The following is a 23,966-nucleotide window of genomic DNA, read 5'->3' as shown; positions in this document are numbered from 1 at the left end:
GTACGCCGGAGACCTGGAATTTGCGGACTGGCCGCACCTTGAACCGCAAGCACGACTGACATCATGATCTGCAAGCTATTGTACATAGATACGCCCCTCAGCTCGCCAAGGCCTGTCTGCCCCATCGCGGATAAGCCTTGTCAACACCATGCCAGGTAAAGCTCCGAATACCCGTTCATTTCCCAGGTGTTCGACCGCAAATGGCAAGCTCACCTCCCACTTCAGACTTTTCCAGGAGGGAACGGCTGTCACCCGATCAGAACTGGCTGGATGTTGCCAATTTTCAGTCGAAATACTGATCTTAAGGTCCCAATAATCGCTTATATCTCTTAACGCCAACTCGGCATCCATCAACCTGACCAGTTCGTGAGAGCCCCGCGCATTTACAGGCGCGCGCGGGTAGACCAGCTTCAATTCACGGCCGCTATCACCAATCAACTCCCACCGTGAGCCCGATGGAGCGATACGCTCCAGATGCATCGCAGCCGCGACGCGTGCTGAAACAGCCGTCGTCGTCGCTACAGCCTCCACAACATCTGGAGCGCAGGAATAGCTAACCCCCTTCCATGAGGGAGGGAGCATCGCTGCGACAAGTTCGAGATCGTCAATACACTGGTGGATCGCAGCCCCGAAATCGGCGAGCGCAAACGATGGTGGGTCGGGGGCCGGCAGCGGCTCAGGCGGTGACACCAACGGGAGAATGACGTTTTCTGGTGCGGGGATAATTGGAGACGGTGAGGAAGATGTGTTTTGCGATACCGGATTCTCGAAAATGCCATTAATGGCAGGTGCCAAAAAATATACCGTGGCAATTGCGGAAACGCCACCTACCAGCAACGCGGGCGTCATCCGCCTGTAAATGTGACGTGGTATTAGGACGGGCGCGCCGGTCCTATTTTTTCTAAGAAAATCCAGGGGTACATGCTCTGCGCCCTGATACCAGCCCTCTGGCGAAATAACGCGGTAATCGTCGCCAATCACTGCTAACTCTGAATGTAGCCAATCCAATGCCTGATCGCGTCCGCTAAAAACGCGATCCCCATCCGCCAGAATCTCACCATTAACACATGACACACCCCAGCAACCGCCATCAGGCAATGTCCACAGTCCCAGCCATTTCGCTCCCAGCTCATCGACAGCGGCTGGCGCAGCAGCTCGCACCCTGCTCCAGATCTTCGACTGAAATCCTCCCGCTATACCAACCTGTGGCGTAAACCCCCTTCGTAGCGCAAAAGCATCTGCGTTCCATTGGCGGGCCAGCTTTTCAGCGTCGCGGGTCAGGCGCTGTGGATGCAACCGCAGCCACTGCAGGCCAACAGCAAACTTCACACCATGAACTTCGATTATTTTCGCCAAAGGCAATGATGTTTCGGTCATTTTGGCGACTCACGGGATGAGAGCGGATCCACGACTCGGATGGACAGGATGAGGTATAGTTTTGCTGACTCCAGCTCACCCCTTAATCCGCCCCCAAGGACCGGATTCCAAGCCGCACCAACACCGCTTTTTTCTAACCGCCGCGACAGACGCTCGAATCCACCGATGACAATAGTCTGTCCATCGCGCATAGGTACTTCTTGATCATACTCAGCGCGCGAGGTGAGCGGGCGCCGGGTGAAGTTTTCGCCTGATCCTTCCGTCACGTAATCCAGCAGATTTGCCTGGGTCAGCGTGATATCCATCACTACGAGATCACGGCCGATATGAGGCACCAGGCGCAAAGACAGTCCAACAGTCTCCAAGCCAGCGATACGAGTGGTGACCGGCCCAACGTTGGGAACCACGACTGTTTGGGTCCCGGCGGTGTACGGTATTCCCTGCCCGTTAGACAACGGCACCGGTCGATGGTTCATCGCCATACCGGAAATGTCCTGGATGTCCAGGACTTTTCCTGCTTTCGATAAAGCCTCTACCACGACCTGCGTCCCGCTCAACCGGCTCGCAGCATTGACCACCGTCGCCGTGATCGACCCTGCACCAGCACCAGCGGTGCTGGTGGGTCCATTCCAAGCGAGCGTAATGTCCCGAGACTTCCCAATAATTTCTGGGAGCATGGAGTACCCGTCGGAGGTTGTGTTCCGAAGCGCGACCAGCTTGCCTGTCACTTCCACGTAGAGCGATTGCCAACGCTGCTCCTCGCGCACGATTTTCAATGCGCGTTCGGCCGCCTCGGGCCTAGCCGTTATGATCACGCTTCCTACAGCTGGCGAAACGACCAATCGACTATCCGGCGGCAACACGGTTCGCATCATCTGGGAGAGAGCCCCCCAAGGATCGTATGCGGCCGATTTAGACGTCAGACTGGCTCCACCGCCGGTGCCTAATCCCGATTGGCTGCCAGTGGAATTTCCAGAATCTCCACCAGTGGCATTTTCAGAAACGCCATTGGTGGCGTTTCCGGCGACGATTGCGCCTCCTCCTGTTTGAGACGCTCCAACACCGCTGACTGTTGAACTCGCTTCCACCACCGCAGTTGGTAAAGACAGGCGCTCGGTGAAAGTGACGTATCTATATATCGAAATGCCTTCTGACGTGACCTCAACCTGCACATCGCACTCAGATGCCAGCATATCGAGAAACCGGCTCAACGCTCCGGAATACGAAACTACCCAATTGCATCTGTTGTCTGGCAGCTTCACAGCGCCGGGCACGCTGATGCCGCTCAGTCCCAACGGCGCTGTATTGGTAATGAGCTGCTCCACCTCCGGCGACGCACTCTCCCGAACAACAGGGGCCCCTCCGCGTTGACGGACGTTTTCCTTCGCGTCCTCCGACAACGTCAGGCCGCTGACCTTGACGCGCAAGCCCGTCGCCCGCTGAAGATCTCGCGCAATTTCCTCCACCGTCCTGAACGGATATTCGCGGGACCGATCAATACTGATCCCCCTCTTTTCCTCAAGACGTGGCGGGATCTCGGGCACGGAGGCAACAACCTGGCTCCCCAGGTAGACACGCCCCAGAGAACGAACGGGACCTGTTCGGTTATCGCCGGTCGGTTTGACCGACGATTGTTGGGCCAATACGTTAGACAGGTCCACCTCTGCAGCTTCGATGTCACGTTGGGCTTGCTGCACAGCACATCCGCTCAAGGCGAACACCGTCGCACCAAGCGCAAGCGATCGGCAAATTTTCATAGCTTGCTCTCCGTCCGAACGATAAGGACGTGGTTGTCGGACTTCCAGGGGTCAAACTTTGGATTGGTTCCGGAAAAGCCCTCAAAGAGCTGATCGACCGAAAGTTCGAAATCAGCGCCGAACGTGGCACCGAACTCGATGATCGCATCGTGACTTGCTTGCCAATCTAGACGCCACCCGGCTACGGCCGACCATCGCGACAGCGTTGCCTTCACAGTCTCACCGGCTTTGGCTTCAAAACTGGGAAGGGCTGGGCGCTTCTCGACTTCGATGTGCCCCCCAACTGCGGAAATTACGATCCTGCTATCAACAATCGAGAATTCGAGACTGGCGTTCGCCGTTATGTCGGCAAGAACCTCCGTCCAGAATCGTCCCCTACCCTCCCAGCTGACAACCTGACCATTGCCTCTGTTAGCGCCTTGCGCCCATTCCACCTTGTATTCCTGCGGCACCACCGCCGCGACTGCATCCACTAGCGGCACTGAGGTACCGAAGCCATTTACGTGCGTGGTGGCATCTGCCGCTTGTTCGTATGTGGCTTTTGCCGAAACGCCACCAGCGGCTGGGCGTTGTTTCCACAACAACTCACCAGCGTGCGCTCCCGACGAAAGGAGAAGAGCCAGTAGCATCAGAATTGCCTGCCTGCTAACGGGCCCCATAGTCGATCCTCCGTGTTGATGCTGTGATTGAGATTCTCGGCCGGTTGGTGCCAGCTAGATTCGCTCGAAAAGCACGGATCGCTGCCGGCAAGGAATAGCCTAGCCATTCCATCATCCCAAATAGGAGAAGGCTCACCACCCCAATACCGAGAACCCAATAGTTCCAGACCATGAGAACGCCGATAAAGGGTAGGGCAGCCCATGCATTAAAAGGTCCAAACCGAACCGCCTTCTGAGCGCTTCTATACTCAGTCACAATGCCCTCCCGTGAGCATACTCGATGGCCAACAACTGCTCATATCCTATTAATCCATTGTTGTATGCTTGGCGTGCTGCGACAGCCATTGGCCTGCCCCTACTTCGAACGGCGTCCTCGACGTGGCCGGTCCAACTCCTTAAGTCGCTTTGGAGTAGCTTGCTTCGAAGCTCGTCATCAAACACCAACCATTCGCGTAGAGCGATCCGGCCACCGAAGGCATTTCTCACCAATGCTCGCTCGAGCCGTTGCGTAACGACAAGTCGGAGAACGGAAACCAGCGCCGCCGCGCGTTCTGATCGGACCGACGGTTCAAATCCTGAAATCATTCTCTGTAGCGTCGCGCTAACGCCAGTCGTGTGCGCTGTCGCGTAAACTAGAGTGCCTGTGAGAGCCAGTTCCACCATACCTGCGATACTTTCTGCGTCCCGCGCCTCCTGAAAGACCGCAGCCGCCGGCTTGCGACGAAGGGCGTTCTTAGTAGCAGCCGCCCACGACGGCAGTCCGCGTGGTATTTGCACCTGAGCGATCTTCGCTCCCAGCGCTCTAACCGTCCCGAACGTATATTCAATCGGCGAGGCATATTCCACGATGCGACCCGACCATTCCGGGGCCTCAAGCAGATGCCGTACCACGCCGGCCTGGAGCGTTGACTTTCCGCTACCCGTCTCCCCGGTTGTCAACACCAGCCCCTGTTTCGGGAAGAGGTGCTTAAGAAGTTCCGCTTGGTCTCCTTGGAGCTGATCGCTTAGGGGCGGGGGCGTCTGCTTGATCACCCGAAATGTCAGGTCAATGCCATCCCTACCGTCGACCAGAATCCCTGTAGCATTAACTCTAAATCGTACAAAATCTAGACGGCTACGTCTGAGCTGATAGCTCTCGTCCCAGTCCTGTCCCTTCGCCAACTGTGCCAAACCCGCCTCAGAACGGTACACACGAATGGCCATTTGTTGCACTTCGGCATCCCGCAGCGCCCGATCAGTGGCCTGGCGCAGAACGCCGTCGACCTCAATCCAAACTGGTTCGCCAGTTTGGATTGAGACATCGCTCGCGTTTATGTCGTATGACCAAAGCAGCAGCTGGTCCAAGGCATCCGCCGAAAGAGCGCTAGGCGTGGATGGCCACCTAGCATCCTCACTGACCTGCGGGGGAGGGGCGGTAGGTGCCATCACACGGCGCTCCAACAGGGGCCTGTTTGCCAAGCACTCATTGACGCACCGTTGGTGACCAAAATCTGGAATCATTAAGCTTGGCCGGCGCAGTGACCGTAAGCGACCGCACGTCCACCTGGGATTGATCATCCTCCACGATAGTCGGGGTCTCTTTTATGTCCACCCAAGCCGGTTGCACCATTCCCTGAACCAGCAGAATTCGATAGGTAATCATTCCCACACAGAGACGTTCAAGACGCGCTACTGCATCGGAAAACATTGCGTCGGCTTGCTCCGCCCCAGCCTGCCATCCGCGGTCAACAGCTGCAGCCCAGATCTCCTGCTCCCCCTTGTCCCGAGGCAATAAAGCCGGGTCTGGGTCCGCACCGCGCGGAAACGTCAGCAACAGGTAGTCACGCCAGCTCGGCGGCCGAGCAACAATAACAGCGGGTTCGATAATCCGTATTGTCTGGCCGACAAAAACTCCGCGAAGTCCACCAGGCTCGATCTCGATGGCTGCCCCTGCGACATCGATCGCTGGCAGGGTCCGCTGAACACCACCGGTAACCGGCTGAGTCAACATCTGGAACGCGTACACTCGGTCCAGTTCTGCCTCCCGCGCTTTCAAGGCCTCCGCGATCACGTTCAGACGAGCCTCAAGCCCAGCTCGCGCGCCATACAAGGCACCAGCCTCCTGCAGCTTCTGCCGCCTGACAGTCGTTCCTACCGGTTGATCAGCATATCGACCCGCCGAAAGCGTCCGCACCTGCTCAATAGTAGTCGGACTGGCAGTCTCCGCTGCGCCAACCGGTGGAGCTGACAATCCATGAAGTATGCTGACCAACGCAAGAATCGGTCTACCGGCGCGCATATCGCACCTCGATCCGCCGCTTGACCTCGTCCACGATCAGGTCTGCTCGGCCCCCGAACTGCACCCAGATATCTCGAAGCAGATCACCGATTTGCGTGTCATGTGCATCAACTCGAACGACTAAATCGGACGCCGGTCGATCACCGATCCCCCCGAATGTGTATCCGACCCTCGCCGCCACCTCCTCAAGCAGGGGCTCAACTGGACCGGCCCAGGTGACGGAGATCAGTTGCTGAAATTCTGCCGAATAGGCCTCTCCAACGGTCGGATCACCAGCGGAAGGTGTCCGGGCGGCTTCGATATCTGCAAGCTGCCGGAATGCCGACGACACTCGCGAGGCAGATTCCGCGAGCAACGCAAACGCAGGGTCAGCCTGGGCCGGCTGTGGTGGCGGCCGTGTTTGGCATGCTGTTACGGCCATGGCAGTAATGACCATGGCAACCAGTGCAAACCCTCGCATCTTGTCCCTCTACCACGCTGTCTGGACCACCATTTGCGATCTATGTTTGCCAGACAACAGCGAACGCATACGATCCACCTTTCTGGTGTTAGCAGGATGCAAGGCGCACATGGTACAGAGGGTACTGGCTTGCATTGAGCATAACAGATGGCATCCACCTTTCAGGCCGCGTCTGGCGTAAGCGCCGATATGCTGCCGTTACTGTCATGGTAGTAACATGGGGACACCGGCATTGAGCGATCTTGACCCAGCGGCTAGCTGCATACATACGAAATCAAATTCGCCGCTTTCGACCGGCGCGCAGTCGCCCTCTGCGCCGACCAGAACGGAAGAAACAGCACGGCAGTACATGACCCGTGCCGAGAACATAATTCGTAACATCACGGAGAAGACCGGCATCGACCCGATGGTGGAGCCAATGGTCATCGTCACCTGGCTTGGCGACAGCCGCGCAACGATTTCGCGGTCGAACTTTCGTATGCGGAAAGCTGCGCTGGCACATTGGCTCGAAAATGCGCGTATCCATGGTGCGGACGCTGCGTTGGCAGCGCTTCGTACCGTGCCTCCAGACGGGACCGTCAGAAAGGGTACCAAGACGTCAGCGAAGAAGCAGAAAGGGCTTCCGACCCGTGATCGGGATCGACTATTCGACTGGCTAGCGAAATCTGAAAACACCTGGGCGCCTGTGGTGGAGAGCTTCATCCGCGTCGGCACCCTGACTGGACTGCGACCAATCGAGTGGCGAACCGCAGCAATAATCGACATCAATGGGAAACCCCATCTCGCCATCCAAAACGCCAAGGCCTCGAACGGACGCTCGAACGGTCTGGTACGCCACCAAGACCTGTCCGAACTCGACGTTGCTGACCTCGTATTGATCGAAGCTCACCTCAACGTCCTCGCCGCCATCAGCGACTGGTCGAAGATGATCCGGAACTGCCGTGCCCTCCTGCTGCGGGCTAATAACCAGTTGTGGCCGCGCAGAGGACAGAACGTCACCCTCTATTCTACCCGGCACCAGTTTAGTGCCAATGCTAAGCTACAGCTTTCCCGTCAAGGCGTCGCTGCACTCATGGGACACCGATCTACAAGGACGGCGAGCTCCCACTATGCGCGACGAGTCCAGGGGGACGCGACGGCAAGAGTTCCTAAACCATTGGCCGACGAGGTAGCCACTGTTCGCCACTCAGCAGGCTCCGATTGGCAGCCTCACTCCCAAGGAAACATTGCGATCACCACCAAACCTCCCGTGAAATGATAAACTGGTATCGATATAAACCTTTGCCCCTAATGCGCGACAAACCTCACACATGTAAACACTGTAGCGGCAAAAGGCATACTGCCTCTGTATCCTCTGCAGTGCCCATGACCGATTCTTGAACGAGTGGACGGACAACCCCATGTGGACCTACTGTGACCGCCCAGACTCCATCCCCGCTTTTGTCAACCATCTGCTTCGCGATGATGCAGCGCCAACAACTCGGCGGGTTCTGGACATGGAGATACAGAACGATGTTGCATATGCCGCTGTATCAGAAGACGCACCCGTCAAGCGGGTTTACGCCGCGATCGTTATGCTCGCGCCTTCCGATATGGACTTCGGCTATTTGATCACCAGCGAAGCGGCAAACCCGCAGACGATTACCTGCCCACAACGAATCCTCGCTTTGCTATCTGACACCGAAAATCCCGATGCATTGACTTGGCGGAGTCGCTGCCGCGAATGGGCATTTAATCAACAGCAGGTGATTAAGCCCGGGATGAGAGTCCGGTTTGCCACACCTGTCGAGTTCACGGACAAGTCGCGTCATCAGTTGTTCGAAGCTGTCAGGCCCTCACAGGATTTGTGGCGATCTGTTGATGCCTCCACCCTTGTCCGCCTGGAGGACATCATGCGTGCCCGAACCGACTGGCGCTTGCTTCATGCGGGCGCTGTCGCCTTGAAGGACTGGCAGGATGGCCGGGGCCCTATCCCAGCCCGGCAACACGTCAATGGGGGAGGGTGGGTAGAGGCATCGGCTTGGGTCGATGATGGATCGTTTGTAGCCAGTGAAGCAACGGTAAAGGGGGCATCGCAAATCTACGGTGCCGCACGTATCGAAGACCAAGCACAAGTCACCGATAGCGTCGTCGCCGGCAAGGCCGTGATCGCCGGGGCGGCCCACGTCCGGCAGTCGACCATCACGGGAAACGCGAAGATCGAGGGCGAGACGGCGATCGAACGTTCTCTTGTGACAGATCATGCCGTGATTAAAGAGGACGCATGGGTGGTCGATTCTAAGGTGCTGGATCACGCGTCCATCGGAGGCAAAGCTAAGCTCGACGGCTGCGTCGTTCGCGGCCATGCCCAAGTGGACGGCCGCGCCACGGTTACCAAAGGAGCTTTCATTGGCGGCGATGCTCACATCGGCGGCAACATCGAAATCGCGCCCGGCGTTCAGGTAACAGGGGCGAGTGCTTTTTGGCGCCAGGAAGGCAGCACATGGATCGGTCAGCAAGGCGAGAGGGCAGTTACTCTCCAGAAAATAGGCGGCAAGTGGCAGATCAACCCTGACACTGGCCCTGCTAGCGTCCCTATCGACTTCGAATACCTCGCCGCCGCACGAAGTGTGGCCAACAAACTGCTGGCAGGCAGCAACAGTTTTACCACGTTCGTCAATGGATCTGAAGTGACCTATTCGATCTCGGAGAGTGGCTGGATTCTGACGGAGGTTCCGCCCGTGCAACCGACGCACACGCCGGACGTTGAGGAAGAATTCGATTTCGACATCTTATCTCCTCAATGACACCGATGCGTCCACCGATCCTCCGCCTACCCGAACCTACGCATAGGTAGGTTCGGCGCTGGACGAGTTGAGCGCCGGCATTACCGTGCAAAGGATACGGTGCGGCTTGTCGAGGAGGCGTACGATTGAAGCCCGCCGGGCTGAAGTCAGTGATCGCAGTCAGTTCGGCCATTGGGAAGCGGATCTCATGTCCCGCATCGCCGAGGCTCTGCCCCCCCCTGCCCGGTCTGCCTGCCGCAGCATCACTTTCGACCGGGGCAGCGAGTTTGTGGAGGCCTGGCGATCATTGCCCATGCCCGCCCGGATCTGCGATCCACACAGCCCCTGGCAAAAGGGTGGCATTGAGAAAGCCAATGGACGCGTGCGCCGCCGGCTGCCGCCCGACAGTCTGGTCGAGGATCGATCCTCGACCAGACTGTCGGCCATTGTGACAAGGATGAACGAAACACCCCGTAAGTGCCTGGGATGGCAGACGCCCGCAGAGGCTTTCAGCAGCAAGCTGGCAGCTATCAGGCGAAGCGACTACAATGAACTGCAACCAAGTCGCACTTCAGCGTGAATCCGCCAACTTTCAGGCCTGCTCCTTTTCGGCCCCGGCGCGAGCTCGCGCCAGTTCCGCGCGCCCCTTAACCAAACTCTTTATAGCTTCTTCGAGAAGAAACTTACTCGCTTGGTCGCACGGATCGACAGCCCCCTGATTGTCGATCTCCTCATGCTGCAAACCAAGATCAGTTCGCAGCGAGCGAGCCTCATTCCTCGCCATCTCTGCCAACGTTTGCGCCTCAGCAAAAATCTCCGCAAGCAGGCCCCGACGTGATAGCGCGGCCAAAAGGGCTACATGCGCGACAACATCCGCTTTGCATCGCCGTCCATGCACCCCGGTGTCTCCATATCGAAGGAAGGTGTCATACGGACGGCACATCCAGCGAGCTATCGTCTTGAAGTCTGCGCCTCCTACCATGTGAGCGAGGCGGCGAAACGCAAGCGGTGTAAGCCCGGCGAATGCATCGCTCATGTCATATCTCCTTCTCTCCAATATGCCACTAACTTCATAGTTCAATTTGCCATTGGTGGCAACAGCCACTATTTACTTATAACTTCTGCCGCAAGATTCTGGAACACACGGTGCCTCGCGTCAGCCTCTTGATGGCCATCGTCTCGCAATGCGTTGATCCGGTCCCTGATCTCCCCCCTGGCGGAACCTTTAGGGAATCGCTTGGCAAGCAGGCGCCGACCCTCCCTTGGTCCAACCATTTTAAAAACGGTCCGGCGCAACTCCACATCGTCAGCGCTGGTGGACAAAGCCCAAAGCTCTACTGGTCCCAATGTCGAGTAAAGCCATTGTGCCATCGGGCCTTCGCGGGTTTCCAGCAACATCAGCAATGGCGCGCCCCCAGGACCCGGCCCATTTAGCTGAGAAGCCGCGATCGCGCGAGCCGTGTTCGAAAGACCAAAGGTCTCTACCAGTTCGTCGATCGACTCCTTGCGGGAGCCCACCCCGAGCACCCATATGCCCGAAGCGTTCTTTCTCAACGATTTCGGGAAATGGCTGATCTGTTGGCTATCGAGCGTGACGGCTACGTTGTGTTTGCGGCCTTCCAGCACGTCGGTCGTAACTTGCCCGCTTACGAAGCTGGACGAACCCGTCCGATGGAACTCTGCATAGTAAACCATCTTCTGCGCTTGACGAGCCTCGCGAAACGCCTCGGTCAGATACGACCGATACCTCTCCGGAACAAGCGGCGCATATTCCTCATGCCTATAGAACTCGCGACACGCCAGATATCGCGCCAGCATGTAGAAGATCTGCGTCTGCTGGATGCCTTGCGCTGAGTCATCACCGATGACATCCTCGATGTCCACACTGATGAACCGAGCCTGACCAAGGCTGAAGCGGGTCGGTCCGACCAGGACAGGGTAAGTTTCAATAACGCTTTGCATTCTTCGTGAAAAGGCTCCGACGAGGCGCTCTTGCGTATCGACCCGCACTGCATCCTCACCATCGGCGAACCGATCCTCAACCGGCGCTGAACGGGCTGCGCTGATCAAGTCGTAGAAAGTCGGCACAGCATGACGCTGTGCGGTTGCTGCGGAGCCAATGTCCCCGGCGTCGAACAGCAGGTCGACCACCTCCCACCAGGTCGTACCGTCGTCAATGCCAACGCCGCCCCGTTGGAGAGCTTGGTCTACTATGTCGTCGATCCCCCGCTGGTAGACCTTTGGGCGAGATTGTTGCTCCGTGTCATCGAGGTCCGCATAGGCGCGTTGGACCACCGTCCGAACCAAGTCTACGATGCCGGCGTACGGCCGGTCGGTGCCCGGTTCGGTCAGTAGCACGCAGATAAAATTCACAACAAGTTGGAGGTCGCGCGGAAGCGGCCGACGGCAGCCGACCGGCGTATCGAAGACGTTGATTGCTCTTGATGCGATGTTGGTCAACCGAACATAAACAGCCTCATCCCGTCGGTCATATGGGAGAGCATCCCGCAGTATCTGTACCGCCCCCTCACTGGTGCGACCAATCTCGATAATCCCGACAGGCGGAAGTCGCTTGAGCACCCGGCTCTCCGCCGCCAGAACGTGCGCCAGCAAGAACACGTTGGCCAACATCGACTTACCTCGACCGGAAAGGCCAATGATGATGTTGAACCAAGCGTCCATATGCTCTCCGACGAGAGCATGCGGATATGGCTGGCCATCTGGTGTCCGCAAAAGGAGGGGGCCACGCTTTACTGCGGGTGCCGACAGATGCCAGGGCAATATGCCCAGAAGATCGATAAGGGGAATTGGTGCAGCCGGTGCCGTGCTTGCCGCAGCAAAACCCAGGCAGCTGCTGGTAAGTGCTTCCAGTGGGTCGCCGGCCAGCTGGCTCACCTGCACTTCCCCCCACGCTTCCAGAGCATTGGCCAGATCTGCCGCATACCGTTCCACCCGATTTGGGGTGTCCGCCCAGGTCGCCGCAGAAATGCGCACCCGAACCACGGGCTCGCCAGCCTCGCGTAGCTCCTTAAGATAAGTCAATGCAGATTTAATCTCAGCATTGACAGGATTGAAGACAGACAGAAGCGTAGCAAAAAAGCCCTTCATCATCGGCTCCGCTCCTCCCTCAATGAGGAACGATATACGCCATGGCATTGCTGGGTTGGTCCGCTGAAGGCGAGAGAGCAGATCGGTGAAAGGTCGGGGCTTTCGGGGAAGCAGTGTCACATCCACAGGTGACCAATAGGTGGTCCCCATCTTGACACTCGCCCGACCGAGCATTTCGATCTCACCTACGCCATCACACAGTTGAGTTGCCAAATCCCTGGGCAAGACAGACGATATATCTGCTTTCTCGGGTGATTTCGATGCAGCTGTCGCAAAGTCCGCTTTTTTCGGCCACTGTGCAGCATTGTCACCAGGCAAGACCACGCCAAAATCTTTGCCACCTTCAGGGTCAATCGTCCACCTTACGACAGCCGCCGCTTGGCGGGCACTGAGAAGATTGGCCCTGATACCGCGAGCACCTAGTTCCCGCACAACCCCCGTGGAAAAGGCGACATGCGTTGTACGTAGTTCGCCAAGGGCAGTGTGTGGCCTTTGACCATCTCGTACTACCGGGCCCTTCTCCAGACGCTCCGACCGGAGCTTAAGTGCCCGGCGCCTCGCATCCGGCGTGAGTAACTGTGGCCGCGTCCGCAGCGCAACGTAGATAAAGCCGGAGACCACCCACCTGGAAATGACGCGTCGGCGTTCCGTAAGGAAGTCCTCTACATCTAGACCCAGTGCCTGGGCGGAGGCTGCTAGATCGTCGGTCCATGTTGAAACTGGTCCGGTGCCAGCTTCTGGAATATGAACATACAATAGCTGGATCGCGTGGCCAGGCTCGCTCAAAAACGTCGCGAAGCTGGATTCCAGATGGGTGCATATGTCTTCGATTTCGTCAGCACCAACGATCGCGGAAGCACCAGAAACTTCGACAAAGCTCACAAGCGAACCGTCGAAATCGACAAGGATCGTGGGTTCAGCCGGGGTCATTGCCGTCGACAAATGACAAAATGAGGACAAATGCTGCCGGATGGATTTTGCCAGAGCGTCGGCAAAGACGTTAGTCACCACGTTCAATATGCCCTTCATGCCAAACCTTCGATCGAGTGCAAGACCTCCGCCTGCTCAAGCGGCGAAAGCAGGTGAAGTGTATCCAGCTTCCGGAGGGCGCCTGAATTGCCGTGAGCCCGCAGCAGAGCTTCGGTAACCGCCAGATCTTCGCCGCCCCACTCCAAAGGCAAAGGAACCTGGTCGCTCGCGCCTAGGGTCAACGACAATGGTGGTACCAACCCCAGTGCCAGGGCATCAGCCAGCAGCTCGTGCTTTGCATCGGGAGTGATCGACACGCGCAGCGCCCCTACGCCGTAATTCAGGACCGCCCACCCTTTCGCCCGTAGCGCCAAGGCGATCTGACACAGACGAACCCGGTCCACTGCTCGTGCCCAAACGGCTCGGAAACTGACTCGCTGAGCTCGACCGCTCCGAGGAGCGATCCTCTCGCGCGCACAGGATGCCACCCACAAATTCTCCGCCAGCACACCAGCGGACCAGGACGCCGCAAATGCCGCATCGTTCCATAGGAAATCAAATGCTGCTGGGGGCGTCTGGGGACAAGATCTGTTCGCAAGCCAGACGCCCTCAATGACGATCTCCGTATCTGCCGTGTCCGTTAGGGCGATCAACGCCATGGCCTCTGGTTCCGACATCCACTGTCGGCGAAGCAACGATGAATCGTTGTCGCGCGCACCAGTGCCGAAGGCAAAAATGTCGGACACTTCCGGCTGTATCCTGTTCAATCGAACCTTGACCAGGCTTGGAACCTGAAGACGCGAGATCCACGACAAGCGATCGCGACCAGGCGGAAGAGATGACGGGGGAATGAAAGTCCAGCTGCATGCGGCATCCGGCACCGGTATCTGGAGTTGCCGCCAAGCGTAGGGAATTCTGGGAAAGTGAAGCGCGACTGTCACACCGGCGCCTGGCGGCCGCACATGGGTCCTTGTCCAATCCTGGTAGGCGTGCCGGCAGGGCTGTTCGATGTCGTCGCTTGGAAACGCTGCTGGCGGAAAGACCTGGGCGAGATCGTGTGTCAAGGACGCCGCCCGTGGTACGACACCGGCCCGGGCAACCAATCGCATCAAGCGCTCGAAATAGCCGCTCAGCTCTTGCGCGCGCTGCGACGGGGGGGCCGGGACCAGACCCAGATCGTCAACAAGCGCATCCATGCTCGCGCGGAGAAAGCCGCTATGACGAACCCAAGGATTGAGCAACAGCCCCGTGTCCCGGCATTCGTCATAGGTGAGGTTCACCCACCACAATGTACCCGTATTCAAGTCGCCAGGCCCCTCGATGCGACGAGCTGCCCCGCCGTCCACCGCCATCCAGCCTGGGCCGGGTACACGGCCGTCGAAGAGGCAGATCCCGTAATGACTTGGTTTGGTGTTTACGAAGCCAGTGTTCATCGCGCAGCCGTCATAATCCGATCGGAAACGCCGTCGACCAAGGCTTCCCATGAGGCCGGTGGAAGACCACCGAAGGGGCCTTCTGCGGCAGCCCAGGCTGCAATGATCTCGGGCCACCGATCCTGGTCCGCGAAAATTCGCCGGGGCAGCGGCAACAGCCGAACACCGGCCAGGGCTTCCGCCCGACTTTCGTAAATGGCTTCGGGAAGGTGCAGCAGGGCTTCGCCGAGCATGGCCGGGTCACTCGATCCCAGCGATGTAACGATCGGTGCTTCCCGGGACCGGAGCCGTGTCAGGACAGCGTCGGCGATGACGCCGAACGGCCCCTGGCTCGTCTTCGCCACATAGCACGCGCGACAGATCCTATGAAGATCCGCTTGGGACAGTTCGGGAAGCCACACTAGGACTGCCTCCCTGTTCCGGCCCGCGAGACCTATATGGTGACAGGCGTGGCACCAGGAGCACGCCGTCACTAGGTTGTTTGGATCATTGTTGCGATGGTCATCGTCAAGGTGATGGACTTCCATCCATTTTACTGATCTGAGCAGGCAGAATTGACAGGTGTGATTGTCTCGCGACAGCACGCGATGGCGGGCCGCTTCGAACCCGTCATCAGCCTGAAGGCTTTCCGGGTCGTCTGCCCGCCATCTGCTGCGCTTGACGCTCAACACCAGCTGCCGGATCATTTCGACGTCTGTATGGAAATCGCTCCGCTGCCCGGTCCAATTGTATTCGTGGTGCCGCCGAAAATCGTGCCCACCCCCACGCCGATTGTCATCGGAATACCAAATGAAAACACAGCAACCAGCAACGCAATGATCGTGCTCTTCGCATCTGCATCACCCCGTTCTTTGGCGTGCTTCCACAGGTTCATCAGGAAGAACAGAAGCGCCAGTAGGCCAATGATATAAAAAAATGCCGACAGACCGACGCCAAGGCCGCTTGACTGGGTGGCCAGCCGCCTTCCCAGACCGTCCAAGTCGCTCACCTGGGCCAACGCGCCCGGTACCATGACAACCAGCGTGCCCGACATTACAGCAAAAGACCGAAAGATTTTACGCATCACATTTCTCCAGGGTTAAATGGAATTCGCCATGACACCAGCAAATCGCCAGCAATTGGCAGCAATGACGCCACCAAGGAAGTGCCAAGCCACGTTCCAGGTCGATACATTGCCTGACGGAATTTTTCTGAGAAGGAGTGTTCCGCGCGTTACGGCTATCCAGCCAATCATTTGAATTACGCTGATTACAGCCCCCAGAACCGCACTTGCTCGTTTACCGCCCGCGGACGATTCTGAAAGATAGGCCATACCAGAATACGCCTCGATGCTGCTGTCCCCAAACACGGTCGACTGGCCGACGTTCATCAGAGACGGCATGGAAAACAGCAGTGAAATAACTAGAAATGTCACCATGTTTAGCGGTGACAAGACATCACCTTCGCGCCCGCGCGCCGCGCTCATCATGCTCCACAGTAGCCAGATCGATAGGCCTACGGCCACAAGGTAGATGAAGGCTGTAAGAAGCAGTCCCACAGTGGGCGCGAGTGAAGCAATAGCAAGGAACACCCGATCCAGGGAGTATTTCTCCAGATAGTCGAGCATTATTACTTCACCGACTGGCTAATTCGACAGCTTCCTGATCCGCCTCCGCTATTGATGTCAACGTACCATTGCCCAGCACCATCCTGCTTAACTTCCAACAAGCGTCCCAGCGATTGGACGGTTTCACCAAGTTCGTAGCGGATTGGCGAGGAGGCGCCCTCGCGCTGCAGCCAAACCGCATTGCGGTGGGTTCCCACGAACGACCAGCCGCGCACAACACAGGGTGCCGCCGGCGTCTGGTAGACAAGATTCACAGGTACGGCGGGCGCCGCTACCAAAGATTGCCGAACCGGTTCCGAATTTTGCCTGTTCTTTTTGAGCTCGCGGATTTCTTTTTCAAGGGATGTGAGCCGATCCGCGATTGGCATTAACGCCTTGGATATCTCCCCTGCCAGGGACGGTCTATCCGCTGCCTTCTTCGCCGCCATTTCAATTCGTTCAAGGCGTTCGATCATATCCTGAAACGGAAGGTCCGAACTCGGTGCAGGCGGTCCGGCCAGAGGATATTGGGTAACAACCGGTGCAAGGTCCATCGACCCAGAGCGTTCGGTGCTAGGCAGGGTGGACGGGGAGGGCTCCCCGAGCAGAGGCGGACGATCCTGTCCGCTATCCATAGTATGCGAAGGCACAGAGACCTGATTCGAGCCTTGGTTATATGAGACTGCGATCGCGATGCATGTCGCGACGAGCACGGTCCCACCGATTGTCAATAAGCGCGAGGGCCTTCGTTGATCTGGCCCGACCCGGACGGTTCTGTCCTTGCGACGGTGGGCCGCCGATCCGTTTCGCTCCTCTTCCTCCGGGACAACTGCTGCTACTGGCTGCTTGGTAAATGCGCCACCAGCGTCGGCATCGGGTATCACCCCTTCGTTGTCGTCTCCATGAAGGTGAACCACCGTCATAGCCCACTCCCGATCGGTACAAAACATTCGCTTGCGGCCAAGTTGAGGGGCCTATGTTTGCAACTCAATAGACATCCGCTCCCTCATGAAAGACGGAGGTACGATCATGCGACCATCACTTAGACTTGCCGAGCGGTGCCGCGAAGACCACGCCAATTAGACCGTTTGCATCCAGCAGTACCTGTGGCTGAGCTTGGGAGCCCGCGGCACCCAACATCCCAGTGACCGTGCCAGCCGCCGCCCCCGCCCCTGCGTACAAGCTTTCCCGCGTCGTTTTGCTGCTGGTGTCCGCAACCACCTGGCCGTTCATAACAACAACCCGTGTGTCCGGTTCTGCGATTGCCTCGCCAAATTTTGACACGAAGCTCGCAGCCGCAGGGAGCATGACCCGCTCAACCCACCGTGAATTGTAGTCTGAGCGAACACCGGCCTTGCCGTTCTCGGGATCCACGGCGAAAGCGATCACAGAATACTCACGTCCATTATGGCGGAGCGTCGTGAATTGAAGCGCTAGGTACTCGCCCTGTCGACTGATCGCCCCAGTCATGATTGCACCAGCCGCCGGGCCATCCAACAGCGTGGCCGTTATGGCAGGAGGAGGTCGATCACTGTCAACCCCAATTGTGGCGCGCCCGTAATAGACTTTCCCTACTTCAACTTCGACTGATATAGCAGCTTCATCTTCTCCCCCAACGCTTGGCGTCGCAGGAGAGGTTTTCATGTTCGTTTCCAGTCGGGACTGCTGGTTGGGCGCCTGCGTGATAGCCGGACCGGGGAGCGATACCCAGGATGCTGTCATCTTCTCCATCTGGGCCTTGACAGCATCCCGAAGTCGCTGCCGGTCCTCAGGCGATAACAATTCAGGGTGAACACCACTGGATTCAGGTGCTTGGCCACCGTCCGGGAGCCAGCGCTTCAAAGGCTCCTCAAAGCCTCCCGATCCCTCGATCGGCCTATCAGCCGCAACGACGGTTCTTACGGTTGTGCCGCCGGTAGACGCTGCTGCGCCAGCGGTTTGATCATCTTCCTTGCGAATGAGCTCCTGTCGAATCGGAGTTGATGGTGGCGCTGCTGCTCCCGCTGGAGGCTGGGGTGCCTGCATTAATGACGCGCTAACTGAAGGCCCACCTTGCCTGCTCAGGATTAAGGTCGAGCCAACGACAAAGACGATCACAAACAGGATGAGCAGGACAATACCGAGCTTTGCCTTGGGGTGAGCCACCGCCCGTTTGAGCCGTTGTGCAACTGTCCTCATCGCACACCTTGTTCGATCGGAGTAAGACGGACAGTCACGATCTGGCCCTGATCGGAGAGGACAAGCGCCGTTGGCGCTCCATCAATGGCATACGCACGCACCTTCCCCCCAATCGCAACCTGCGTCTCCGACCAAGCTGGAGAATAAAGGACCAAGCTAGCTCGGGTTGAACGCAGAAATAGTCTCGACCCGGCTTGCCAAGCAGACAGACCACTAGCACCAGAAACCCGTAGCGGCACAGCCCCAGGCGGCATGGCTCCATCAAGAACAGCAGCAATGGTCGGGTCGCCTGGGCTGAGCGATACAATGTTTGCAGCCGTCGGCAATTCGGCATTAGGACCAAACTCAGGCAATCGGATTGCCAAATTCGAATCCGTGTACTCTGTTCCTGGCCGAATGATAAAGGTCAGCGGAGAGGGAAGACCTTTCAGAATGAGGTTCAGGTTCCCAGGGTGAACGGTCTGAACTCTACGCCTTTGCGTGATCTCAACAATATGCTCGGCCCCTTCAACTATTGTGACCTGGTAGGTGTCGCCATCACCTGCTGTTGCCCGAACAGCTGGCCAAGGCTGGCCGGTGGCATCAAGGATTGTCAGGACAGTTGTTGTTCCAGGTTGGGTTTCAATAGTCTCGTTTTTGCTTAGGTTAGCACCGGACAAGTTGGCGTTGATCTGTCGCTCTCGAAGTGTCGGAGCCTTGCCAACTGGCGCATCGGCTGCATCCTGATCATCCAGTGCCCTGCGTTTCAGTTCACGAATCTGGGATCGGTCAAGCGGCGTTGATCCCAGCCGTGTGTCGCGAATCGCTTCGTCCACAAGAGATCTGATAATTTCGGCCTCGGTCGGCGGTGTGGGCCGCTGCTCCGCACCACCTGCAGCCGCCACAGCGACCAACTGGACCATCGCCGTCATCGCGACTAGCGAACGAACTATGCTCATTGGCGATTATCCGGATGCTCATTGAGCTGCACGATCTGCATCCCCTGCAAACTTTCCGTGATCGGAACACGCTGGACATAAATCTCCAAGATGACGCCCTGACTACGCGTGGAAGTGTTTCCTTGATACGAGAATTCAAATGGGTGCTGAATCTGGTAGGTCCAGACCCCGCGCTGATCACGACCAGAATTGACAAGGGCACCTGACCCCTTAGGCTGAGGTACGAGGATTCGCTTTTCGCCCCCACCTTGGCCCACCACGATCGGCAAATTCTTCCGCGTAAACTCGGCTGTCCACATGCGCCAAGCCTGATCGTTCCAGCACTTTTGTGCTTCACTCCATCGTTCGCGATATGACACCCAGTCAATGCCATAGGTCTTCATGATGCACCGTTCGGTCCAAGCCAGCACTTGATCAGGCGACATGTTCGGCTCGGACAGATCCGGCAGGGTAATCACGCGCCCGTCTGCTGTGCTCACGACGACCTTCGTGCGGTCTATGGTCGCCAAGTAGACCAGCCCGCTGGCCAACGCGACAATGATTGGCAATGCCGCCCTGAACGCGTTCCGATAGAGATCACGGCTTCGTCTCAGGTAGACGCGGTTCGCCTCGATCGTTTCGTACTCGCTTTCCAGATCTCTGGTCATGAGGGTGTCCCGTCGCCGTGCGTTCGAGGCACGCTATCGGCGGCATGTTTGCATCTCAATATACAGTTCAGATTGATTCCTATGGTGGCGATTTTGAAAATGCCACATGTGGCATGTTAAAATCGTGGCTTGTCCAAGAAGTGGCTGATCGCTATAGTCCGCAGCCTTAACCGTACAATGGTGAAAACGATGAAGCGCGTGGTCGTGGTCGTGGTCGTGAACCAGAAGGGCGGCGTCGGCAAAACGACGCTTTGCGCACATTTGGGCGTCGCGGCTCAGGCTTCCGGGCTTCAGGTCGCTCTTGTGGATTGTGATCCTCAAGGCAGCCTTGCCGCTTGGTACAATAATCGCCAGGCGGAAACGCCAATCATGGCAGCTGCCACGGTTGCCACGCTCAAAGACGACATTGCGCGATTGAGGTCGCACGGCGCCGACCTGATCATCATCGATACTCCAGCCGCGATCACCGATTCAGTGTCGAAGATTATCGACCTCGCGGACCTTGTCATTCTTCCGGTTAAGCCGTCTCCACATGACATCAGAGCTTTAAGTCGGACGGTCTCTTTGCTGGGAGACAAGAAATTCGGCTTTGTGGTGACCCAGGCCACCCTCCAGGCACAAATCACTTTGCAAATGACGACCTACCTGTCCCAGTCAGGTCCGGTCCTGGGCATAATCGCAAACCGGGTCGATTTCGCCGAATCGGCGTTACGCGGGATGACAGTAACAGAGACTTCTCCAAAATCACGATCAACCAACGAAATCAACAGCTTGTGGGCGACGGTCCGCAAGACCCTTAGCCTCGATTGAAGAGGACAGAAATGGCGAAAAAAGATCTGAATGTTGCTGGTGCCCTCGGTGGATCTCTCGCGGCCTTGGCCCAACCAAAAGGGGAGGCCATACCCGTTCCCGATGCTCCAAAGATCGGCGTTCCCCCGCCAGCCGCAGCAAAATTGCCCGAACCGCAAGACCTGGAACCTGTCCTGGCGATTGTCAGCGCGCTGCCGCCCGAGGTCCGCCGGGCGAAGACGTTGTCTCTTCGAATCCCTGATGCTTACAATGACCGCTTCGATGCCATCGCAATCGCCCTAAAGCGCGAGTGGAACTTGATCCGTCTCGACAAACATGAACTTTTCATCATCGCGGTGGAGCGACTACTGAAAGAATATCCGGATGCGCTGGCATTAATCGACGCGAATTTTCCCGAATTCAAGACATGACCTGTGGATCTGTCCTACATTGATGCACACCGCCGCCGGCCAAGGTTAAGTGCGCGAACCCTTTAGCAGGCTGCGGAAAAACCCGTTTATGTGGCCCCTTTCCCCGTCATCCAGCGTTGTTTGACGTTGCTGGCGCGGGGTTACGGGCCGCATTTGCGGCCATTTTTGCCGGTTTCCGCCGATTTGAGGCGGATTCCGGGTGTGGTCAGGCAGCCCGCATGAGCTTGGGCAGCCTGATCAGGTTGTAGGCGGCGGCGTTGAGAGCAAAGACCCAGTCGATGCGGTCGGTGCCCTTGTGGCGGGTTTTGCGCAGGCCGGCAGCGGCCTTGATCCAGCCGAACACCTCCTCAATGCGCTTGCGGATACGCAAGGATATCGCATAGCCGGGGTGGCGGGTGGTGCGTCCGTCGATGGCGCTGCTGCGGCGCAGGGTGCCCCGTCCGGCTTGCGCTGCTCATTGCGCGCGATATGGGGCGTGACCGTGCGGGCGCGCAGATCCTTGACGAAGGCCCGCACGTCATAGGCCTTATCGGCACCCAGCGTGATGCGGCCCTTGGGCTTCAGATCGTCGATCAGGGCCAAGGCGGCCTCGCGCGCGGCCGTGCCGGTGGCCTGGGCTTCTCGCCCCGGAAATCGCGCTCGGCATTGCGCCCCGGTCCCGGCGGCCGTCACCACCCTCCTTGGGCCGGAAACTCTTCATCGAGGCCCAGGCGTCCAGCAGCGTGCCATCCACCGAGAAATGCTCGTCCGACAAAAGGTTGCGGGCGCGCGCCTGCGCCACTACCGCCGCCAGAAACTTCGCCGCGACATCACCCGCCAGCAGACGGTCCCGGTTCTTCGTGAACACCGTCACGTCCCAGATCGACGCATCCATCGACAGGCCCGCGAACCACCGGAACAGCAGGTTGTAGTCCATCTGCTCCATCAATGACCGTTCCGACCGGATCGAATAGAACGCCTGCAGCAGCAAGGCTCGAAGCAGCTTCTCCGGCGGGATCGACGGACGCCCAAACTTCGAATACATCCCCTCGAAATCAGGCGACAGAACCTCCAGAACCTCGTCAACCATCGCTCGGATCGGCCGCTAAACGCCGGATCAGAAGCAGTCACCGAGGCCTTTGATCCCCCAAGCGATCAAGCCGGTTTCTTCGATTGAAGCTGTACCTTTTCGACGACAGGTACAGGTCGGGCAAACTCTATTATGCGCACCTTCGCTTGCAAACAGCGAACGACATTCCAAGCAGCGTCGCGGTCCTGGCTGCCGCGGCGACCGCATAATCGGCTCTGGCAATATATCGGCAACTGCTGCAATGACAGGCTGCGGGATCGCCTGGGGGATCGCACGTCCATTGGTAAGACCCAGTCTGGACGCCTTGGCAGCAATAGCCGACCGATGAAGCCCCAGTTCGCTGGATAGAGCACCCAGATTCACAGGCCCTGCTGCATATGCCTGTCGCAACCTCTCTACCCTATCGTCTGGCCAGACCGGCTTCCGCCGCTTGGAGTCCGGCGCTCCGGCCCCTTCCGTCATACCGACAGTACCTCGCCGTTGCGAAGTATCATGTCGTTCGGCGTCACCCGGCCACACGTAAGGAAGGAGACAAGACGGTGCGTGTCTGCATCCATATCAGCCTTTCCATTGCGGTAGCGCCATATGGAGGCGCGATTATAGCTACGCTCGATTGACATCAGTTTCGCTAGGTCAGTCAGCCGCTTAGAAAAAGCCTCGTTGGATATGCCGGCGGCCGTCAGGAAGTCGTCCAACGTCATTGTACCCGCCTATCGGTGTATCGCGCCAAGCCGCCTCGCGCAACCAAAGTCGCTGAAGCTTTCGCACGCATATAATGATGCAAACATTTACTCCTATTGACCAACCCACACCTCTTATGGTGATAGTTTGCATGTTTCTCGTGGCGATACGCTGTGCGATACCATTTTACGGAAATCAAGGTGTGTTACGGGGACAACTGACGGGGGGCCAGAATGCTGATGCGACAGACGGTGGAGCCGTCATGTTATGAAGGCAAGGGGAAATCCCAAAGTGGGGCACCCACTGCCTTTTCTAGTCATAACATGTTTATTTTATTGGAGTTATTTCACTGGCTCGAAACAAGCGGACGCGCGGTTCGTGACAAATCCATGATCGCGGTTGTTACCGGACTTGAGATGTCGGAGGTAACCAAAGCGATGACGGCCCTGCTAAAAGAGCAGCTTGTCGAGCCGACAAACCTGCGCGAACGTGTCCCTGCTCAGACGGTGACCGCCGATGGCGTTGCACGTTTGCATATTCTTCGCCAACTTCGACCGGCCCTCACCAACCAGCCACTTCCGATCCGGCTTGATCTCCTGGCCACAAACGCGGCTTGGCGATTGAAATGTCTGCAGTGCAAGCAGCCGTTCGCGTCCCAAGACCGGCGCTCGAACCGAATCTGCCCCATCTGCACATTCGTGATGAAGCGGGGTGGATGGGAGGAGGATCGCGTCTACTCAATTGGGGTCAGATAGGTTGCGTCCGGTCGATTTGCGTTTGCATCTTTTTTTGCAAAGCTCAACTCAAGAGGCCCGACACCGCCCATGGCGCCCCCCCCGAAC

Annotated in this window: 23 protein-coding genes and 1 pseudogene; 6 read left to right on the top strand and 18 right to left on the bottom strand. The window is 57.8% G+C overall.

The window, feature by feature from the left end; genetic code table 11:
- Positions 1–75: 75 nt before the first annotated feature.
- The 6 genes from pilO2 to GE253_RS23165 all read right to left on the bottom strand — a co-directional run bounded on the left by pilO2 (position 76) and on the right by GE253_RS23165 (position 6,492).
- Positions 76–1,377, bottom strand: a complete 1,302-nt coding sequence (gene pilO2, locus GE253_RS23190) for a type 4b pilus protein PilO2 (protein WP_153206532.1) — start codon at positions 1,375–1,377, stop codon at positions 76–78.
- Positions 1,374–3,134: a hypothetical protein gene (locus GE253_RS23185; protein ID WP_153206531.1), complete on the bottom strand. Its 1,761-nt coding sequence runs from the start codon at positions 3,132–3,134 to the stop codon at positions 1,374–1,376. The genes pilO2 and GE253_RS23185 overlap by 4 nt, the downstream gene beginning before the upstream one ends.
- Positions 3,131–3,763, bottom strand: coding sequence for a TcpQ domain-containing protein (locus GE253_RS23180; protein WP_173012792.1), 633 nt, complete (start codon positions 3,761–3,763; stop codon positions 3,131–3,133). The genes GE253_RS23185 and GE253_RS23180 overlap by 4 nt, the downstream gene beginning before the upstream one ends.
- A gap of 282 nt (positions 3,764–4,045) precedes the next feature.
- Complete coding sequence (locus GE253_RS23175) at positions 4,046–5,137, bottom strand: ATPase, T2SS/T4P/T4SS family (protein WP_173012791.1); 1,092 nt, start codon at positions 5,135–5,137, stop codon at positions 4,046–4,048.
- Positions 5,138–5,255: 118 nt separating this feature from the next.
- On the bottom strand, positions 5,256–6,071 hold the full coding sequence (locus tag GE253_RS23170; protein ID WP_153206528.1) for a type IV secretory system conjugative DNA transfer family protein: 816 nt from the start codon (positions 6,069–6,071) through the stop codon (positions 5,256–5,258).
- Complete coding sequence (locus GE253_RS23165; RefSeq protein WP_247878828.1) at positions 6,058–6,492, bottom strand: DotD/TraH family lipoprotein; 435 nt, start codon at positions 6,490–6,492, stop codon at positions 6,058–6,060. Before GE253_RS23165 ends, GE253_RS23170 begins: the two co-directional genes overlap by 14 nt.
- Positions 6,493–6,763: 271 nt before the next feature.
- Here GE253_RS23165 and GE253_RS23160 point away from each other — a divergent pair, with 271 nt between their 5' ends.
- The 3 genes from GE253_RS23160 to GE253_RS23150 all read left to right on the top strand — a co-directional run bounded on the left by GE253_RS23160 (position 6,764) and on the right by GE253_RS23150 (position 9,876).
- Complete coding sequence (locus GE253_RS23160; RefSeq protein ID WP_153206526.1) at positions 6,764–7,789, top strand: hypothetical protein; 1,026 nt, start codon at positions 6,764–6,766, stop codon at positions 7,787–7,789.
- Positions 7,790–8,027: 238 nt separating this feature from the next.
- The gene (locus GE253_RS23155) at positions 8,028–9,317 is read left to right on the top strand and encodes a hypothetical protein (protein WP_153206525.1); all 1,290 of its coding nucleotides are present in this window, start codon (positions 8,028–8,030) and stop codon (positions 9,315–9,317) included.
- Positions 9,318–9,504: 187 nt separating this feature from the next.
- A complete protein-coding gene (locus tag GE253_RS23150; RefSeq protein WP_153206524.1) occupies positions 9,505–9,876 on the top strand; it encodes a hypothetical protein in 372 nt (123 codons plus the stop codon).
- Between the two features lie 12 nt (positions 9,877–9,888).
- Here GE253_RS23150 and GE253_RS23145 read toward each other — a convergent pair whose 3' ends face one another.
- The 10 genes from GE253_RS23145 to GE253_RS23100 form a co-directional block, all read right to left on the bottom strand.
- Positions 9,889–10,332 (bottom strand): hypothetical protein, encoded by a 444-nt coding sequence (locus tag GE253_RS23145; protein WP_153206523.1) that lies wholly within the window; start codon positions 10,330–10,332, stop codon positions 9,889–9,891.
- Between the two features lie 68 nt (positions 10,333–10,400).
- Positions 10,401–13,433, bottom strand: a complete 3,033-nt coding sequence (locus GE253_RS23140) for a hypothetical protein (RefSeq protein ID WP_153206522.1) — start codon at positions 13,431–13,433, stop codon at positions 10,401–10,403.
- Positions 13,430–14,806 (bottom strand): hypothetical protein, encoded by a 1,377-nt coding sequence (locus tag GE253_RS23135; RefSeq protein WP_153206521.1) that lies wholly within the window; start codon positions 14,804–14,806, stop codon positions 13,430–13,432. Before GE253_RS23135 ends, GE253_RS23140 begins: the two co-directional genes overlap by 4 nt.
- Positions 14,803–15,492 carry a type IVB secretion system protein IcmJDotN gene (gene icmJ, locus GE253_RS23130; protein ID WP_153206520.1) on the bottom strand — a complete coding sequence of 230 codons (690 nt, stop codon included), beginning with the start codon at positions 15,490–15,492 and terminating at the stop codon, positions 14,803–14,805. The genes GE253_RS23135 and icmJ overlap by 4 nt, the downstream gene beginning before the upstream one ends.
- Entirely contained in the window at positions 15,489–15,869 is a 381-nt protein-coding gene (locus tag GE253_RS23125) for a hypothetical protein (protein WP_153206519.1), read from the bottom strand. Before GE253_RS23125 ends, icmJ begins: the two co-directional genes overlap by 4 nt.
- Positions 15,870–15,884: 15 nt before the next feature.
- Positions 15,885–16,412, bottom strand: a complete 528-nt coding sequence (locus GE253_RS23120) for a hypothetical protein (protein ID WP_153206518.1) — start codon at positions 16,410–16,412, stop codon at positions 15,885–15,887.
- A gap of 2 nt (positions 16,413–16,414) precedes the next feature.
- Positions 16,415–16,945: a hypothetical protein gene (locus GE253_RS23115; protein WP_211101559.1), complete on the bottom strand. Its 531-nt coding sequence runs from the start codon at positions 16,943–16,945 to the stop codon at positions 16,415–16,417.
- A gap of 484 nt (positions 16,946–17,429) precedes the next feature.
- A complete protein-coding gene (locus GE253_RS23110; protein WP_153206516.1) occupies positions 17,430–18,569 on the bottom strand; it encodes a hypothetical protein in 1,140 nt (379 codons plus the stop codon).
- Positions 18,566–19,507, bottom strand: a complete 942-nt coding sequence (locus GE253_RS23105) for a DotH/IcmK family type IV secretion protein (protein WP_153206515.1) — start codon at positions 19,505–19,507, stop codon at positions 18,566–18,568. The genes GE253_RS23110 and GE253_RS23105 overlap by 4 nt, the downstream gene beginning before the upstream one ends.
- Entirely contained in the window at positions 19,504–20,154 is a 651-nt protein-coding gene (locus GE253_RS23100) for a DotI/IcmL family type IV secretion protein (RefSeq protein ID WP_153206514.1), read from the bottom strand. The genes GE253_RS23105 and GE253_RS23100 overlap by 4 nt, the downstream gene beginning before the upstream one ends.
- A gap of 189 nt (positions 20,155–20,343) precedes the next feature.
- Here GE253_RS23100 and GE253_RS23095 point away from each other — a divergent pair, with 189 nt between their 5' ends.
- Complete coding sequence (locus tag GE253_RS23095) at positions 20,344–20,964, top strand: ParA family protein (protein ID WP_173012788.1); 621 nt, start codon at positions 20,344–20,346, stop codon at positions 20,962–20,964.
- An 11-nt stretch (positions 20,965–20,975) separates the two neighbouring features.
- Positions 20,976–21,374, top strand: coding sequence for a hypothetical protein (locus GE253_RS23090; protein ID WP_153206512.1), 399 nt, complete (start codon positions 20,976–20,978; stop codon positions 21,372–21,374).
- A 205-nt stretch (positions 21,375–21,579) separates the two neighbouring features.
- On the opposite strand, the pseudogene GE253_RS23085 reads toward GE253_RS23090, so the two are convergent.
- Positions 21,580–22,458 (bottom strand): annotated as a pseudogene (locus GE253_RS23085) (IS5 family transposase); the annotation flags it as partial.
- A 443-nt stretch (positions 22,459–22,901) separates the two neighbouring features.
- On the bottom strand, positions 22,902–23,144 hold the full coding sequence (locus GE253_RS23080) for a hypothetical protein (protein ID WP_153206511.1): 243 nt from the start codon (positions 23,142–23,144) through the stop codon (positions 22,902–22,904).
- A 213-nt stretch (positions 23,145–23,357) separates the two neighbouring features.
- Here GE253_RS23080 and GE253_RS23075 point away from each other — a divergent pair, with 213 nt between their 5' ends.
- Positions 23,358–23,879 (top strand): hypothetical protein, encoded by a 522-nt coding sequence (locus GE253_RS23075; protein ID WP_153206510.1) that lies wholly within the window; start codon positions 23,358–23,360, stop codon positions 23,877–23,879.
- Positions 23,880–23,966: the final 87 nt, after the last annotated feature.

Origin of the sequence: Niveispirillum sp. SYP-B3756 (assembly GCF_009495745.1) — a bacterium.
Lineage (GTDB): Bacteria > Pseudomonadota > Alphaproteobacteria > Azospirillales > Azospirillaceae > Niveispirillum.
The sequence above is the reverse complement of the archived record's forward strand: the minus strand, read 5'-3'. Positions and strand labels throughout refer to the sequence as shown.

What these genes read in the sequence shown, in the direction of transcription:
- pilO2 (WP_153206532.1), bottom strand. Translation starts at nt 1,377, where the DNA reads ATGACCGAAACATCATTGCCTTTGGCGAAAATAATCGAAGTTCATGGT.
- GE253_RS23185 (WP_153206531.1), bottom strand. Translation starts at nt 3,134, where the DNA reads ATGAAAATTTGCCGATCGCTTGCGCTTGGTGCGACGGTGTTCGCCTTG.
- GE253_RS23180 (WP_173012792.1), bottom strand. Translation starts at nt 3,763, where the DNA reads ATGCTACTGGCTCTTCTCCTTTCGTCGGGAGCGCACGCTGGTGAGTTG.
- GE253_RS23170 (WP_153206528.1), bottom strand. Translation starts at nt 6,071, where the DNA reads ATGCGCGCCGGTAGACCGATTCTTGCGTTGGTCAGCATACTTCATGGA.
- GE253_RS23165 (WP_247878828.1), bottom strand. Translation starts at nt 6,492, where the DNA reads ATGGCCGTAACAGCATGCCAAACACGGCCGCCACCACAGCCGGCCCAG.
- GE253_RS23155 (WP_153206525.1), top strand. Translation starts at nt 8,028, where the DNA reads ATGGAGATACAGAACGATGTTGCATATGCCGCTGTATCAGAAGACGCA.
- GE253_RS23150 (WP_153206524.1), top strand. Translation starts at nt 9,505, where the DNA reads ATGTCCCGCATCGCCGAGGCTCTGCCCCCCCCTGCCCGGTCTGCCTGC.
- GE253_RS23145 (WP_153206523.1), bottom strand. Translation starts at nt 10,332, where the DNA reads ATGAGCGATGCATTCGCCGGGCTTACACCGCTTGCGTTTCGCCGCCTC.
- GE253_RS23140 (WP_153206522.1), bottom strand. Translation starts at nt 13,433, where the DNA reads ATGAAGGGCATATTGAACGTGGTGACTAACGTCTTTGCCGACGCTCTG.
- GE253_RS23135 (WP_153206521.1), bottom strand. Translation starts at nt 14,806, where the DNA reads ATGAACACTGGCTTCGTAAACACCAAACCAAGTCATTACGGGATCTGC.
- icmJ (WP_153206520.1), bottom strand. Translation starts at nt 15,492, where the DNA reads ATGATCCGGCAGCTGGTGTTGAGCGTCAAGCGCAGCAGATGGCGGGCA.
- GE253_RS23125 (WP_153206519.1), bottom strand. Translation starts at nt 15,869, where the DNA reads ATGCGTAAAATCTTTCGGTCTTTTGCTGTAATGTCGGGCACGCTGGTT.
- GE253_RS23120 (WP_153206518.1), bottom strand. Translation starts at nt 16,412, where the DNA reads ATGCTCGACTATCTGGAGAAATACTCCCTGGATCGGGTGTTCCTTGCT.
- GE253_RS23115 (WP_211101559.1), bottom strand. Translation starts at nt 16,945, where the DNA reads ATGGACCTTGCACCGGTTGTTACCCAATATCCTCTGGCCGGACCGCCT.
- GE253_RS23110 (WP_153206516.1), bottom strand. Translation starts at nt 18,569, where the DNA reads ATGAGGACAGTTGCACAACGGCTCAAACGGGCGGTGGCTCACCCCAAG.
- GE253_RS23105 (WP_153206515.1), bottom strand. Translation starts at nt 19,507, where the DNA reads ATGAGCATAGTTCGTTCGCTAGTCGCGATGACGGCGATGGTCCAGTTG.
- GE253_RS23100 (WP_153206514.1), bottom strand. Translation starts at nt 20,154, where the DNA reads ATGACCAGAGATCTGGAAAGCGAGTACGAAACGATCGAGGCGAACCGC.
- GE253_RS23095 (WP_173012788.1), top strand. Translation starts at nt 20,344, where the DNA reads ATGAAGCGCGTGGTCGTGGTCGTGGTCGTGAACCAGAAGGGCGGCGTC.
- GE253_RS23090 (WP_153206512.1), top strand. Translation starts at nt 20,976, where the DNA reads ATGGCGAAAAAAGATCTGAATGTTGCTGGTGCCCTCGGTGGATCTCTC.
- GE253_RS23080 (WP_153206511.1), bottom strand. Translation starts at nt 23,144, where the DNA reads ATGACGTTGGACGACTTCCTGACGGCCGCCGGCATATCCAACGAGGCT.
- GE253_RS23075 (WP_153206510.1), top strand. Translation starts at nt 23,358, where the DNA reads ATGCTGATGCGACAGACGGTGGAGCCGTCATGTTATGAAGGCAAGGGG.